Here is a 14,011-nt window from a genome sequence, read left to right on the forward strand (position 1 = left end):
CCGATGCCCCCGCTGATGGGGCGGCGCGCGGCCCGCCGGATGCGGGGCGTGGCGCTCCCGGGCGCCGCCCGCGGGACGTCGCCCGCGCGAGCGGCGGAGCGTCAGGCGTGGCGGCGCAAGGCGTCGACGAGGGTATTGATGTCCAGCGGACGATCGAAATTGGCGGCATGGCGCGCGGCCAGCGTCAGCTCGGCGGCCCGCGCCAGTTCGGCGTCCGACGGCGCGGCCGCGCCCAGCGCACTCAGCGTGGTGGGCAGGCCGACCTGTTCGTACCACTGCGTCAGGGTGGCCAGCATGCCGTCCTGGCGCGCCTCCAGGTCCAGCTGCACCAGCAGGCCGACGGCCACCTGCAGGCCGTGCGGCGCGTTGGCCAGGCCGTTGATTTTCGGCAGGCCGCGCGTCAGGGCGTGGGCGATCGACAGGCCGCCGCTCTCGAAACCCAGGCCGCTCATCAGGATCATGGCTTCCACCACCCGTTCGAACGCGGGCGTGGGCTGGCCGCTGCCGGCCGCCGCCAGCGCGTCGGCGCCGTCGGCCAGCAGCGTGCGCAGGCAGCCGTCGGCGATCAGTTGCGCGGTCAGCGGCGGGACGCCGTCGTACATGTTGCGCCCGCCGTTGCGGGCGCATTGCTCGGCCTCGAATTTCTTCGAGATGGCATCGCCCAGGCCGGCGCGGAAGAACGCCGCGGGCGCGGTGGCGATGACGGCGGTGTCCACCAGCACGATGGTCGGGTTGAACAGCATGTGTTCGACCGCCAGGAGGTTGTGATGGGCGTCGTACAGCACATAGTTCTTGCTGGTGGGCGCGTCGTTGGAGGCCACCGTGGGCACGGTGACGAGATGGCAGTGCTCGGCCTTGGCGACCGCCTTGCCGGCGTCCAGCGCCTTGCCGCCGCCCACCGCGATCACCATGTCGGTGGCGGCGGCCGCGGCCTGCGCGCGCAGCGCCGCGATCGAGTCGGGCGTGATGTCGCCTTCGACCGGCAGGGCGGTCAGCGCCACGCCGTGGGCGCCGCACAATGCCTCGATTCTCGGGCCCAGCACGCCCTGCACGTAGCGGTCGATGACCAGGGCGGCGCGGCGGCCGAACAGGGCGGCGTATCCGCCCAGCGCGTCGAGCGCGCCGGCTCCCTGGATGTAGCGGCCGGGAGCGCCGAAAATCTTCAGCATCGAATCTTCCTATTTGCGAGGCCCGGGCGGGCGGTAGTCGAGTTCTTTTTCGCGTTCGACCAGCCAGTCGATCATGATCTTGCCGCCCCACACCAGGTCGGCCTGGATCGCCTTGGTGGCGGCTTCCGGGTCGCGCGCCTCCAGCGCGGCCAGCACCGCTTCGTGGCGGTGTTCGTCCTGGGAGTAGTCGAGCCCGGCCGTCTTGATGTGGAACACCTTGAGGATCGGGCCGGTGATGACCCAGAACGATTCCACGGTGTTGCGCAGGATGGGCTTGTTGCTGGCTTCCAGGATGCCGAAGTGGAACTTGCGGTTCAGGTAGCTGGCGCGCTTGGGGTCGGTCGAGGTGCAGGAGATGAAGTCCTTCTGCAGCGCGATCAGGTTGTCCAGCTGCTTGCGCGTGATGTTCCTGGCGGCCTCGGCCGCGCCCATGCCTTCCAGGTGGAAGCGGATCTGCTGGATCTCGCGCAGCTTTTCCGAATTGACATAGGGCACGTAGACCGCGGTGGCGGCCTGCATTTCCAGGCCCTGTTCGCTGATGAGGCGGAAGATGGCCTCGCGCACGGGCGTGATCGAGACGCCCATTTCCTGGGCCAGCTCGCCAATGATGAGGCGTTCTCCGGGTTCGTACTGCCCGTTGATCAGGGCGTTACGGATCTCGTTGTAGACCTTGACGGAGAGGTTCTCTTTTTTTACCGGTTTAAGGCTGGGCATGACGGTCGAGGCTTGCGGGTTCGATGGAATGGACGGAAGCCGTGAAACGGCGCCCGGCTGAATTCTATCCCGCCCTGGCCAATTCAAGCGCGATGGGTATATTATATATCATATATTCTAATGAGCGAAGGAGACGCCATGCGCCAGGACCGGGGAGACCCAAGCGAAGACGAGGTCCGGATGCTGCGGGAAAAGGCCCGCCACATCCGGCTGGAAACCATCAGGCTGATCGAGATCGCCAAGGTCGGGCACTACAGCTCGGTCTTCTCGTGTGCCGAGATCTTTGCCGCGCTGTATTACGACGTGATGCGGCTGCGCCCGGGCGAGCCGGCCTGGCCGGATCGCGACCGCTTCCTGATGGGCAAGGGCCACGCCGCGGTGGGGCTGTTCCCGGTGCTGGCCGACCACGGCTTCATCCCGCATGCGTTGCTGGACGGCTACACCCGCCTGGGCAGCCCGCTGGGCGACCATCCCGACATGACCAAGGTGCCGGGCGTCGATTTCAGCTCCGGCTCCATCGGCCACGCGCTGTCCAACGGCGCCGGCATGGCGCTGGGCGGCCGCATGAGCCAGCGCGACTTCAACGTGTTCGTGATGCTGGGCGACGGCGAGATGCAGGAAGGCCAGGTGTGGGAGGCGGCGCTGTTCGCCGCGCACCACAAGCTGTCGCGCCTGGTCGCCATCATCGACCGCAACGGCTACCAGCTCGACGGCAAGGTCGATGACGTGATCGGCGTGGAATCGCTGCGCGACAAGTGGCAGGCCTTTGGCTGGGAGGTGCACGAGGTCGACGGCCACGATCTGGTGGCGCTGACCGCGCTGCTGCGCCGCCTGCGCGCCGACGAGGCGCGCGCGCGGCCCGCCTGCGTCATCGCCAGGACCATCAAGGGCAAGGGCGTCTCCTATATGGAAACCGAACCCGGCTGGCATCTGGGCTACCTGGCGCCGCAGGACGCGCAGGCCGCCATCGACGAAATCATGACCCGCGAGATCTGAATGGCACAGGCACAGACGCTTTCCCCCGATTCCTGGCAGTACCGCGCGCTGAACGCGGTGAACCCCGGGTTGTCGTATCTTTCCGACGCGCTGGTCGAACTGGCGCAGGCCGGGCACCCGGTGATGGCCGGCTCGGCCGACCTGCAGTATTCCAACGGCCTGAACCGCTTTGCCTCGGCCTATCCCGACCGCTACGTGCAGTTCGGCATCTCCGAGCAGAACATGGTGTCGGCCGCGGCCGGCCTGGCCACCACCGGCGCCATGCCGTTCGTGGCGACCTTCGCCTCGTTCCTGGGCCTGTTGTGCTGCGAACAGATCCGCATGGACGTGGCCTACACCAGGCTGCCGGTGCGGCTGATCGGCCATCACACCGGCATCAGCCTGGGTTTCTACGGCACCTCGCACCACGCCACCGAGGACATTTCGACCATGCGCGCCATCGCCGGCCTGACCGTGGTGTCGCCGGCCGACGGCCCGCAACTGGCCGCCGCCATCAAGGCCTCGGTGGACTGGCCCGAGCCGATCTACTTCCGCATTGGCCGCGGCCGCGATCCGCAGGTCTATGAGGACGGCACGCCGTTCACGTTCGGCCGCGCCATCGTCCATTCGCGCGGCAGCGACCTGAACATCATCGCCTGCGGCATCACGCTGCACGCGGCGCTGCAAGCCGCCGCCCGGCTGCGCGAGGACGGCCTGTCGGTGGGCGTGATCGACATGCCCACCATCAAGCCGCTGGACCGCGAGGCGGTGCTGGCGGCCGCCGGGCAGGCGCGCGTCCTGCTGACGGTGGAAGAGCACAATGTGATGGGCGGCCTGGGCTCGGCGGTGGCCGAGGTGCTGGCCGATGCCGGCAGCGGCACGCGGCTGCGGCGCCATGGCATCTACGACGAATACAGCCTGATCGCCCCGCCCACCACGCTGTACGCGCACTACCAGCTCGACGGCGCCGGCATCGAGGCGGTGGCGCGCGAACTCATCGCGCGATAGGGCGTGCCAGCATTCACGGGCGCCGGACGCCGGCGCCACGAAACGGAGACAGAGCAATGAAGGAAATCAGCGGCAACACCCGCCTGTTCGGCATCCTTGCCGACCCGATCTACCACGTCAAGACCCCGCAGCGCATGAACGAGCATTTCGCCCGCATCGGCTTCGACGGCGTCTGCGTGCCGTTCCATGCGCGGCCGGACAACCTGGCCGAGGTGGTGGCCGGACTGCGCCGGCTGGAGAACCTGGGCGGCCTGATCGTCACCATGCCGCACAAGGCGGCGATCCTGGCGCTGGCCGACGACGCCACGCCGGTGGCGCGCAAGATCGGCGCCGCCAACGTGGTGCGGCGCGAGGCCGACGGCCGCCTGGTGGCGCACATGCTGGACGGCGAGGGCTTCGTGCGCGGCCTGCGCACGCACGGCGTGGCGCCCGAGGGCAAGAGCGCCTATCTGGCCGGCGCCGGCGGCGCGGCCAACGCCATCGGCTTCGCGCTGGTGCAGGCGGGCGTGTCGCGCTTGACCATCGCCAACCGCACGCCGGCCAAGGCCGAGGACCTGAAGGCGCGCATCCTGTCGCTGCATCCCGGGGCCGACATCGCGGTCGGCACGGCCGATCCGTCGGGCCATGACCTGGTGGTCAACGGCACCTCGCTCGGCATGAAGCCGGACGACGCGCTGCCGCTGGACGCGGCGCGGCTGACGTCCGACCAGCTGGTGTGCGAAGTCATCATGCAGCCGGCCGACACGCCGTTGCTGGTGGCGGCGCGGGCGCGCGGCTGCAAGGTGCACTACGGCGCGCCGATGCTGGCCGGGCAGATCGAGCTGATGGCGGAAATGATGGGCGTGGCGCCGGCCGCGCAACGCTGAGGCGCGACGGACGAGACGATGGGCGACTACGACTTCATTATCGCGGGCGGCGGCACCGCCGGCTGCATCCTGGCCAACCGCCTGACGGCCGACGGCCTCCACCGGGTGCTGATGCTGGAGGCCGGGCACGAGGCGCGCAGCATGTGGATCTCGATCCCGGCGGGCTTTTCCAAGCTGCTGGTGAACCCGGACTACAACTGGCGCTTCGCCACCGAGCCGGAGGACAACGTCTACGGCCGCACCATCGCCGTGCCGCGCGGCAAGGGCCTGGGCGGCTCGACGCTGATCAACGGCATGATCTACGTGCGCGGCCGGCCGCAGGACTACGACGGCTGGGAGGCCGCCGGCGCCACCGGCTGGGGCGGCGGCACCGCCGAGCGCGTGTTCCGCAAGATCGAGTGCTTTGAGCCCGGCGGCGAGACCCGCGGCAAGTCCGGGCCGATGCACCTGGAGGAAGTGGCCGAGCGCTTTCCGGTGTCCGACGCCTTCCTGCGCGCGGCCCAGGAAGACGGCCTGCCGCTCAACCCGGACTACAACGCCGGCCGTCAGGACGGGGTCGGCTATTACCAGGTGGTGCAGCGCCGCGGCCGCCGCTGGAGCGTGGTGGACGGCTACCTGAAGCCCGCCGCCGGCCGCAAGAACCTGACGGTGGAGTGCGGCGCGCACGTGACGCGGCTGCTGTTCGAAGGCAAGCGCTGCGTCGGCGTGGCCTACCGCAAGAACGGCCAGGAATTCACCGTGCGGGCGCGGCGCGAGACGCTGCTGTGCCTGGGCGCGGTGCAGTCGCCGCAGCTGCTGGAGCTGTCGGGCGTGGGCCACCCCGCGCTGCTGCAATCGTTCGGCATTGCGCTGGTGCACGCGCAGCCGCAGGTGGGCGAGAACTACATCGACCACTTCGCCACGCGCATGAACTGGCGGGTCCGGAACACCGTGACGCTCAACGAGATGTCGCGCGGCTGGCGCCTGGCGCGGCAGGTGGCGCGCTACTACACCCGCCACAAGGGCATCCTGACGCTGGGCACGGGCCTGGTGCATGGCTTCGTCAAGAGCGCGCCGGACCTGCCGGCGGCCGACGTGCAGTATTTCTTCGTGCACGCCAGTTACGCCAACGCGGCCGAGCGCATCCTCGACCGCGCGCCGGGCATGACCATCGGCGTGGCGCAGCTGCGGCCGGAGTCGGTGGGCTCGATCCACCTGAAATCGGCCGACCCGCTGGCCGCGCCGTCGATCCGGCCGAACTTCCTGTCGGCGCAGGTCGACCGCGACAGCCTGGTGGGCGGCATGCGGGTGGCGCGGCGCATCGTGCAGCGGCCGGCCCTGCAACACTATGTGGAAAGCGAGTTGAGCCCGGGGGCGGCGGTGGACAGCGACGAGCAATGGCTGGACTTCGCGCGCCGCAACGGCCAGACCATCTACCACCCGATCGGCACCTGCCGCATGGGCACGGATGCCGGCGCCGTCACCGACCCGCGCCTGCGCGTCCATGGCATCGCCGGCCTGCGGGTGGTGGACGCCTCGGTGATGCCGAAGATGGTATCGGGCAACACCCAGGCGGCGGTGATGATGGTGGCCGAGCGCGGCGCCGAGATGATCCTGGAGGATGCCGCCGCCGCGTGAACGGTGGCAGGGCGTCGCCATCGGCCGGACGGCGCGCGCCAGGGCGGCCATGGCACCGTGCCGCGGCCGCCCTGGCGCGCTATCAACCGTGGCGGCTGCGGTGCAGGGTCAGCTTGCCGATGCGGTCCCAGTCCCAGGCGATGCCCAGGCCGGGTTCATCCGACGGGATGGCGCGGCCGTTCTCGATGCGCATGCCGTGTTCGGTCACCATGTCCAGCTGCGGGATGTATTCCAGCCAGCGGCTGTTGGGCACCGCGCAGCACAGCGCCACGTGGATTTCCATCAGGAAGTGCGGGCACACCGGCACGTTGTAGGCCTCGGCCATGTGCGCCACCTTGAGCCACGGCGTGATGCCGCCGATGCGGCCCACGTCCACCTGCACGACGGAGCAGGCCTCGCTTTGCAGATAGTCCTTGAACTGCGACAGGCTGTAGAGCGATTCGCCCACGGCGATGGGCAGGGTGGTGGACTGGCTCAGCCGGCGATGGGCCTGCACGTCGTCGGCGTGGATCGGTTCCTCGAACCAGGCCAGGTCCAGCGGCTCGAAGCAGCGCGCGCGGCGGATCGCCTCGGGCAGCGAGAACCCCTGGTTGGCGTCGGTCATGATGTCCCAGCCGGCGCCGACGGCGGCGCGCACCGCCGCCAGCCGCGCCACATCCTCGGCCACGTGCGGCCTGCCGACCTTGATCTTGGCGCCGCCGAAGCCGCCTTCGCGCGCCTTCAGCGCCTCGTCCACCAGCTGCGACGGTTCAAGATGCAGCCAGCCGCCTTCGGTGGTGTACAGCGGGATGTCGGGCCTGGCGCCGCCGGCCAGCCGGTGCAGCGGCAGCCGGGCGCGGCGCGCGCGCAGGTCCCACAGCGCGGTGTCGATGGCGGCCAGCGCGATCGAGGTCAGCGCGCCCACGGTGGTGGCGTGGACGCGGTACATCAGGTCGCGCCAGAGCCGTTCGATGTCGTCGGCCTCGCGCCCCAGTAGTAGCGGCGCCAGGTGGTCGTCCAGCAGCCGGATCACCGACGAGCCGCCGGTGCCGATGGTGTAGCTGTAGCCGGTGCCGATGACGCCATCGGCGTCGGTGATGCGCACGATCGGGGTTTCCTGGCGCTCGAAGCTTTGCACGGCGTCGGTGCGCCTGACCTTGGGTTGCAGATCGACCTGCAGGATGTCGACGGAAACGATGCGGGCCATGGGGTCTCCTGTGCGGGGTCAGCCGCCGGTCTTGGTGACTTCCTGCGGCAGGTCGACGCCGTGGAATTGCTTGTAGATGGTGTTCAGTTCGCCGTTCTTGAGGTTGGCGCGCACCCAGCCGTCCAGCTTGTCCTTGAGCGCCGGCTCGTTCTTGCGCAGGCCGATGGCCAGCATGTTCAGGCGCATCACGAACTTCGATTCCATCTGCTTGGCGGGCGCCTTTTCATTGATGGTGCGCAGCAGGGCGGGCGCGGTGGCGAAGATGTCGGCCTGGCCGCTGACGACCGCGGTGATCGAGGTGGCGTCGTCGTCGAAGCGGATGATCTGCGCGTCCTTGGGCGCGATCTTGGTCAGCTCGGTGTCGTTGGTGGTGCCGCGGGTGGCGATGACCTTCTTGTTGGACAGGTCGGCCGCGCTGGTCAGCTTCATGCCCTTGGGCGCGCCGACCACCGCCAGGATGGCGGCGTAGGGCGTGGAGAAGTCGATGACCTTCTGGCGCTCGGGCGTGACCGACATGCTGGAGATGACGATGTCGGCCTTGCCGGTCTGCAGGAACGGCACGCGGTTGGCGCCCGTGGTGGGCACGATCTCCAGCTCCACGCCCAGGCCCTTGGCCAGCAGGCGCGCGGTCTCGACATCGGAGCCGGTGGGGTTGAGCGCGGCGTCCTTCATGCCATAGGGCGGCACGCCCAGGTCGATGGCCACGCGCAGTTTCCCGGCCTTCATGATGTCGTCGAGCTGGTCGGCGTGGGCGGCGCCAGACAGGGCCAGGCCGCCGATCAGGGCCAGGCCGGTGAAAGCGGCGCGCAGCCGCGGCGGGAATACGGACTTGTTCATGCGGGTTGTCTCCATTGTCGTTGTCATCGGGCAGGGGGCGGGGCCGGCGGCCCTACAGTCCGCTGCCCAGGAACTGCCGCAGTTCCGGCGTGGCGGGGGCCGACAGCATGCTGGCCGGCCCCTGCTCCCAGACCTGTCCCTGGTGCATGAAGATGACCTTGTCGGCCACTTCGCGCGCGAACGCCATCTCGTGCGTGACCAGGATCATGGTCATGCCCTCGGCGGCGAGGTTCTCCATTACCTTGAGCACCTCGCCGGTCAGTTCCGGGTCGAGCGCCGAGGTCACTTCGTCGAACAGCATCACCTTGGGCTGCATCGCCAGCGAACGGGCGATGGCCACGCGCTGCTGCTGCCCGCCCGACAGTTGCTCGGGATAGGCCTCGGCCTTGTCGGCCAGGCCGACGTGCGCCAGCGCCTGCATGGCCTGTTCGCGCGCCTGGGCTGGCTTGACGCCCTTGACCGAGCGCGGCGCCAGCGTGATGTTCTGCAGCGCCGTCATGTGCGGGAACAGGTTGTAGCTCTGGAACACGATGCCCACGTCCTTGCGCAGCGCGCGCAGGTCCAGGCCGTCGCTGTCGTGCAGCGCGTGGCCGCAGACGCGGATGGTGCCGGCGTCGGTGGTCTCGAGCCGGTCCATGCAGCGCAGCGCGGTGCTCTTGCCCGAGCCGCTCTTGCCGATGATGGCCGCGACCTCGCCGCGATTGACGGAAAACGACACGCCGCGCAGCACGTGGGTGCCGCCGAAGCGCTTGTGGACCTGGTCCAGTTCAACGACGGGATGCATTGAGTCTCCTTTCCAAGGAACGGCTCCAGCGCGACAGCGGGTAGCACATGAGGAAGTACAGGACGGCGGCGCAGCCGAAATAGACGAAGGGCTGGAAGGTCGAGTTGTTGAGGATCTTGGCGTTGTAGGCCAGCTCCGGATAGCCGATCACCAGCGAGGCGATCGAGGTGTTCTTGATGATCTGCACCAGGAAGCCGACGGTGGGCGGGGTGGCGATGCGCAGCGCCTGCGGCAGCACCACCTTGGCCATGCGCTGCAGCCGCGACAGGCCCAGGCATTCGGCCGCTTCCCACTGGTTCTTCGGCACCGCCTGGATGCAGCCGCGCCAGATCTCGCCCAGGAAGGCGCTGGAATAGATCGTCATGGCCAGGCCGGCCGCGGCCAGCGCCGACAGCTCGCCCAGGCCGAACAGGCTGGGGCCGAAGAAGCACAGGCCCATCAGCACCAGCAGCGGCGTGCCCTGGATCACCTGGATGTAGCCGGCGGCGGCCGCGCGCAGGGCGCGGCGCGGCGAGACGCGGGCCAGCGCCAGCAGCAGGCCGGCCAGGCCGCCGCCGGCAAAGGTCCAGGCCGACAGCTTGACGGTGCCCCAGGCGCCTTCCACCAGGTACCAGGCGTGTTGTTCGGGAATGAAGAAAGCCATGGCGCGTCCCCTACAGCGGCGTGCCGAGCTTGCGCCGGCGCGGGAACACGACCTGGGCCAGCAGCCAGAAGCCCAGCCGCATCAGCCACGACAGCGCCAGGTACACGCCCCACAGCACGATGAAGACCTCGAAGTTGCGGTAGGTGTCCGACTGGATGCGGTTGGCCACGCCCAGCAGTTCCTCGGCGCCCACCGCCGACATGATGCTGGAGGCCAGCATCAGCAGCACGAACTGGCTGGTCAGCGACGGATAGACGCGTTCGACCGCGGGACGCAGCACCACGTGCCAGAACACCTGCAGCCGCGACAGCGCCAGGCATTCGCCGGCCTCGAGCTGGTCCTTGGGGATGGATTCGATGCCGGCGCGCACGATCTCGCAGGTGTAGGCGCCGATGTTGATCACCAGCGCCAGCACCGCGCCCGCCATGATCGGCATGGTGAGGCCGGCGCTGGACAGGCCGAAGATGAGGAAATAGGCCTGGATCAGCAGCGGCGTGTTGCGGATCAGCTCCACATAGCCGCCGGCCAGGGCGCGCAGCCAGCCCAGGCGGCTGTTGCGCGCCAGCGCGCACAGCGTGCCGAGGATGAAGCCCAGCACGGTGGCGCAGAACGACAGCTTGACCGTGACCCACGCGCCCTGCGCGAGCAGGGGCCACTGTTCAAGCACCGAGGCGAAATCAAACGTGTAGTTCACCGTCTCGCTCCCTGGGGCCGCGTCAGGCCGCGCGGCTCAATGGCAGGCAGGACGGGCCGATCGGCTCGAACGCCTTGTAGGTGAGGATGAATTCGCGGTGGCCCAGGTCCTCGGACTTGCTGGGCGCGCCGTTGGCGACCGCGCGGACCTGGGCGTGGATCTCCTCGGCCACCTCCTGCAGCGAGCCGCGGCCCTCCAGGATGCGGCCGGCGTCCACGTCCATGTCCTCGCCCAGGGCGCGGTAGGTGTCGGGGTTGGCGCAGACCTTGATCACCGGCGAGACCGCCGAGCCCACCACCGAGCCGCGCCCGGTGGTGAACAGGATCACGTGCGCGCCGCAGGCGATCAGTTCGACGATCTCGGCGTTGTCGCTGATGTTGGGAAAGCCGAAGCGCGGTTCGCCGTCGGGCACCACGTCCAGCAGGTAGAGGCCGCCGAACGGCGGCACGTCGCCCGGCTTGATGATGCCGTCGATGGGCGAGGCGCCGCTCTTGGCGTAGGCGCCGAGCGATTTTTCCTCGATGGTCGAGAGGCCGCCGTCGGCGTTGCCGGGCGCGAAGCTGCCGTGGCCCATGATGCTGTAGTAGCGCGCCGCCTTGTTGACGCAGGCCACGATCTCCTCGCCCAGCTCGGGCGTGGCGGCGCGGCGCCGCATGTGGAATTCGCAGCCGACCAGTTCGCCGGTCTCTTCGAAGATACAGGTGGCGTCCTGCGCGATCAGCATGTCGAAGGCGCGGCCCACCGCCGGGTTGGCGGTGATGCCGCTGGTGCCGTCGGAGCCGCCGCAGATGGTGCCGATCACCAGCTCGTCGATGCCCATCGGCACGCGTTGCTGTCGCGCCAGGGCCTGCGCGGTGTCGCGCACCCAGGCGCGGCCCTCGGCCACGGTGCTGCGGGTGCCGCCGCGCTGCTGGATGGTGAGGGTCTGGACCGGACGGCCGGAGTCGGCGATGGCCGCTTCCAGCTTGCGCTTGTTCATGCTTTCACAGCCCAGCGACACCAGCAGCGCGGCGCCGACGTTGGGATGGGTGGCGATGGCCGTCATCATGCGTTCGGCATAGGCGTTGGGGTAGCAGCCGGGAAAACCCACCAGGTGCACCTGCACGTCGCCGGCCAGGTCGCGGAAATCCAGCGCGATCTCGCGCGCCACGTGATGGGCGCATTCGACCAGGTAGGCGACGACGACCACGTTGCGGATGCCTTTGCGGCCGTCGGCGCGCGGATAGCCCTGCAGGGGCTGGGACAGATCGGTCATGGCGGAAACCTCAGTGCCGGTCGGTGAAGGCGCGGCCTTCTTCCAACGTGTAGGTGGGGGTGTAGTCGCTGTCGAGGTTGTGGGTGTGGATGTGGTCCCCGGCCGCGACGGCGGCGGTCAGGCTGCCGATGATGGCGCCGTACTTCAGGATCTTTTCGCCGGCCGGCATGGCGCGGCGCGCCAGCTTGTGGCCCAGGCCCAGCGGCGCGGCGATGACGGCGCTGCCGTCCTCGAGCTGCACGCGGGCGCCGGCGGGCAGGGCGTGGCGCACGATCAGGCAGTTGTCTTCGGGGGAGATCAGCAATAGCTGAGGGTCCAGGGTGGCTTGTCTCGTCATGTTTTTTAGCTCTCGTTGTTTTGTATATAAAAGCAATTTTCATATCTATGGTCAACACAGGTTTGCCCTGATTTCTGAAAATCAGGATGAAATTCGGGTAATTACTGAGCATGGACGCCGACATTCCCGTTGCCTGATCTTGGAATTCCCGTATATTTCGTTTTATGAGTGAAAAGTTAATTTCATAAGGCAAATGCGGCGGCACGATAAAACGCGCCGCCGCCCGCGTTCCCCCACCGACGAGAAGAGACATGACCCTACGTTTGCAAGACAAGCGGGCGCTGGTCACGGCGGCCGGCAACGGCATCGGCCGCGCCAGCGCCCTGGCCCTGGCGCGCGAGGGCGCCCAGGTCTGGGCCACCGACATCAACGAGGCCGCGTTGGCCGACCTGGCCCGGGAGGCCCGCGAAGCCGGCCTGGACGGGTTGCGCACCCGCGTGCTGAACGTGCGCGACGGCGCCGCCGTGGCCGACTGCGCGCGCGAGACCGGCGCGGTCGACGTGCTGTTCAATTGCGCCGGCTTCGTCCACGCGGGCTCGGTGCTGGACTGCGACGAGGCCGACTGGGACTTCAGCATGGACCTGAACGTCAAGACCATGTACCGCACCATCCGCGCCTACCTGCCGGCGATGCTGGAGCGCGGCGGCTCGATCATCAACATGGCCTCGGCCGCCTCCAGCGTGAAGGGCGTGCCCAACCGCTTCGTCTATGGCGCCTCCAAGGCCGCCGTGATCGGCCTGACCAAGGCGGTGGCGGCCGACTTCGTGGCGCGCGGCATCCGCTGCAACGCCATCTGCCCCGGCACGGTCGAGTCGCCCTCGCTGCGCGAGCGCATCGCCGCCCAGGCGCGGCTGCAGGGCAGCGACGAGGCCGCGGTGCGCGCCGCCTTCGTGGCGCGCCAGCCGATCGGCCGCGTCGGCCGGGTCGAGGAGGTCGCGGCGCTGGTGGTCTACCTGGCCAGCGACGAATCCGGCTTCACCACCGGTACCATCCAGGTTATCGACGGCGGCTGGTCCAACTGAGCCGCCGGCCCGCTTTCTTTTCCTTCAAGGACTCCGCATGAAACTCGTACGCTACGGCCAACCCGGCCAGGAAAAACCCGGCCTGATCGACGCCCAGGGCGCGCTGCGCGACCTGTCGGGCGTGGTCGCCGACATCGACACCGCCGCCATCGCCCCGGCGACGCTGGCCAGATTGGCCAAGCTCGACCCGGCCAGCCTGCCGCGCGTGGACGGCGCGGTGCGCTACGGCTGCCCGGTCAACGGCGTGGGCAAGATCGTCTGCGTCGGCCTGAACTACGCCGACCACGCCGCCGAGTCGGGCCTGCCGGTGCCTGCCGAGCCGGTGCTGTTCCTCAAGCCCAGCTCGTCGCTCAGCGGCCCGGACGATCCGGTGATCATCCCGCGCGGCTCGGTCAAGACCGACTGGGAAGTGGAGCTGGGCGTGGTCATCGGCAAGAAGGCCTCGTACGTGGAAGAGAGCGAGGCCATGGACTACGTGGCCGGCTACACCGTGGTCAACGACGTGTCCGAGCGCGAGTACCAGATCGAGCGCGGCGGCCAGTGGGACAAGGGCAAGGGCTGCGACACCTTCGCGCCGGTCGGCCCGTGGCTGGTGACGCGCGACGAGATCGCCGACCCGCAGAACCTCGACATGTGGCTGGAAGTGAACGGCCACCGCTTCCAGAACGGCAGCACCCGCACCATGGTGTTCGGCGTCAAGACGCTGGTCAGCTACATCAGCCGCTTCATGTCGCTGATGCCCGGCGATATCATCAGCACCGGCACGCCGCCCGGCGTGGGCCTGGGCCAGAAGCCGCCGGTCTACCTGAAGGCGGGCGACGAGATGCGCCTGGGCATCGCCGGGCTGGGCGAGCAGCGCCAGGCCCTGCGGGCCTGGACCCGGGCCGAATAAAATCGGGTTTCA

Annotated in this window: 15 protein-coding genes; 6 read left to right on the forward strand and 9 right to left on the reverse strand. The window is 69.0% G+C overall.

Annotated elements, in window-relative coordinates; translation table 11 throughout:
* Positions 1 to 101 precede the first annotated feature (101 nt).
* Positions 102 to 1,169, reverse strand: coding sequence for a glycerol dehydrogenase (locus I6I07_RS17285; RefSeq protein ID WP_198483005.1), 1,068 nt, complete (start codon positions 1,167 to 1,169; stop codon positions 102 to 104).
* Between the two features lie 9 nt (positions 1,170 to 1,178).
* Positions 1,179 to 1,883, reverse strand: coding sequence for a GntR family transcriptional regulator (locus tag I6I07_RS17290; protein ID WP_006387160.1), 705 nt, complete (start codon positions 1,881 to 1,883; stop codon positions 1,179 to 1,181).
* A gap of 180 nt (positions 1,884 to 2,063) precedes the next feature.
* On the opposite strand from I6I07_RS17290, the gene I6I07_RS17295 reads away from it, so the two are divergent.
* Genes I6I07_RS17295 through I6I07_RS17310 form a run of 4 tightly spaced genes read left to right on the forward strand, consistent with a single transcriptional unit; the run spans position 2,064 to position 6,349 of the window.
* Positions 2,064 to 2,879, forward strand: coding sequence for a transketolase (locus I6I07_RS17295; RefSeq protein ID WP_198487568.1), 816 nt, complete (start codon positions 2,064 to 2,066; stop codon positions 2,877 to 2,879).
* Entirely contained in the window at positions 2,880 to 3,866 is a 987-nt protein-coding gene (locus I6I07_RS17300) for a transketolase family protein (RefSeq protein WP_198483006.1), read from the forward strand.
* Between the two features lie 56 nt (positions 3,867 to 3,922).
* Positions 3,923 to 4,732, forward strand: a complete 810-nt coding sequence (locus I6I07_RS17305; RefSeq protein ID WP_198483007.1) for a shikimate dehydrogenase family protein — start codon at positions 3,923 to 3,925, stop codon at positions 4,730 to 4,732.
* Positions 4,733 to 4,750: 18 nt separating this feature from the next.
* On the forward strand, positions 4,751 to 6,349 hold the full coding sequence (locus I6I07_RS17310; RefSeq protein ID WP_198483008.1) for a GMC family oxidoreductase: 1,599 nt from the start codon (positions 4,751 to 4,753) through the stop codon (positions 6,347 to 6,349).
* 82 nt (positions 6,350 to 6,431) lie between these two features.
* Here I6I07_RS17310 and I6I07_RS17315 read toward each other — a convergent pair whose 3' ends face one another.
* Genes I6I07_RS17315 through I6I07_RS17345 form a run of 7 tightly spaced genes read right to left on the reverse strand, consistent with a single transcriptional unit; the run spans position 6,432 to position 12,085 of the window.
* On the reverse strand, positions 6,432 to 7,535 hold the full coding sequence (locus I6I07_RS17315) for a mandelate racemase/muconate lactonizing enzyme family protein (protein WP_198483009.1): 1,104 nt from the start codon (positions 7,533 to 7,535) through the stop codon (positions 6,432 to 6,434).
* A gap of 18 nt (positions 7,536 to 7,553) precedes the next feature.
* Positions 7,554 to 8,372, reverse strand: a complete 819-nt coding sequence (locus I6I07_RS17320; RefSeq protein WP_198483010.1) for a transporter substrate-binding domain-containing protein — start codon at positions 8,370 to 8,372, stop codon at positions 7,554 to 7,556.
* 52 nt (positions 8,373 to 8,424) lie between these two features.
* Entirely contained in the window at positions 8,425 to 9,156 is a 732-nt protein-coding gene (locus tag I6I07_RS17325) for an amino acid ABC transporter ATP-binding protein (protein ID WP_006390219.1), read from the reverse strand.
* On the reverse strand, positions 9,140 to 9,799 hold the full coding sequence (locus I6I07_RS17330) for an amino acid ABC transporter permease (protein ID WP_020928764.1): 660 nt from the start codon (positions 9,797 to 9,799) through the stop codon (positions 9,140 to 9,142). The genes I6I07_RS17325 and I6I07_RS17330 overlap by 17 nt, the downstream gene beginning before the upstream one ends.
* 10 nt (positions 9,800 to 9,809) lie before the next feature.
* Positions 9,810 to 10,493 (reverse strand): amino acid ABC transporter permease, encoded by a 684-nt coding sequence (locus tag I6I07_RS17335; protein WP_061073941.1) that lies wholly within the window; start codon positions 10,491 to 10,493, stop codon positions 9,810 to 9,812.
* A gap of 22 nt (positions 10,494 to 10,515) precedes the next feature.
* Positions 10,516 to 11,748 carry a UxaA family hydrolase gene (locus tag I6I07_RS17340; protein WP_198483011.1) on the reverse strand — a complete coding sequence of 411 codons (1,233 nt, stop codon included), beginning with the start codon at positions 11,746 to 11,748 and terminating at the stop codon, positions 10,516 to 10,518.
* Positions 11,749 to 11,758: 10 nt separating this feature from the next.
* Positions 11,759 to 12,085 carry a UxaA family hydrolase gene (locus I6I07_RS17345; RefSeq protein ID WP_198483012.1) on the reverse strand — a complete coding sequence of 109 codons (327 nt, stop codon included), beginning with the start codon at positions 12,083 to 12,085 and terminating at the stop codon, positions 11,759 to 11,761.
* A gap of 251 nt (positions 12,086 to 12,336) precedes the next feature.
* Here I6I07_RS17345 and I6I07_RS17350 point away from each other — a divergent pair, with 251 nt between their 5' ends.
* Both I6I07_RS17350 and I6I07_RS17355 read left to right on the forward strand, forming a co-directional pair.
* Positions 12,337 to 13,107, forward strand: a complete 771-nt coding sequence (locus I6I07_RS17350) for an SDR family oxidoreductase (RefSeq protein WP_198483013.1) — start codon at positions 12,337 to 12,339, stop codon at positions 13,105 to 13,107.
* Between the two features lie 37 nt (positions 13,108 to 13,144).
* Positions 13,145 to 13,999 carry a fumarylacetoacetate hydrolase family protein gene (locus I6I07_RS17355; protein WP_006390213.1) on the forward strand — a complete coding sequence of 285 codons (855 nt, stop codon included), beginning with the start codon at positions 13,145 to 13,147 and terminating at the stop codon, positions 13,997 to 13,999.
* The last annotated feature ends 12 nt before the right edge of the window (positions 14,000 to 14,011 follow it).

It is taken from the genome of Achromobacter deleyi, from assembly GCF_016127315.1.
Taxonomy (GTDB): domain Bacteria; phylum Pseudomonadota; class Gammaproteobacteria; order Burkholderiales; family Burkholderiaceae_B; genus Achromobacter; species Achromobacter insuavis_A.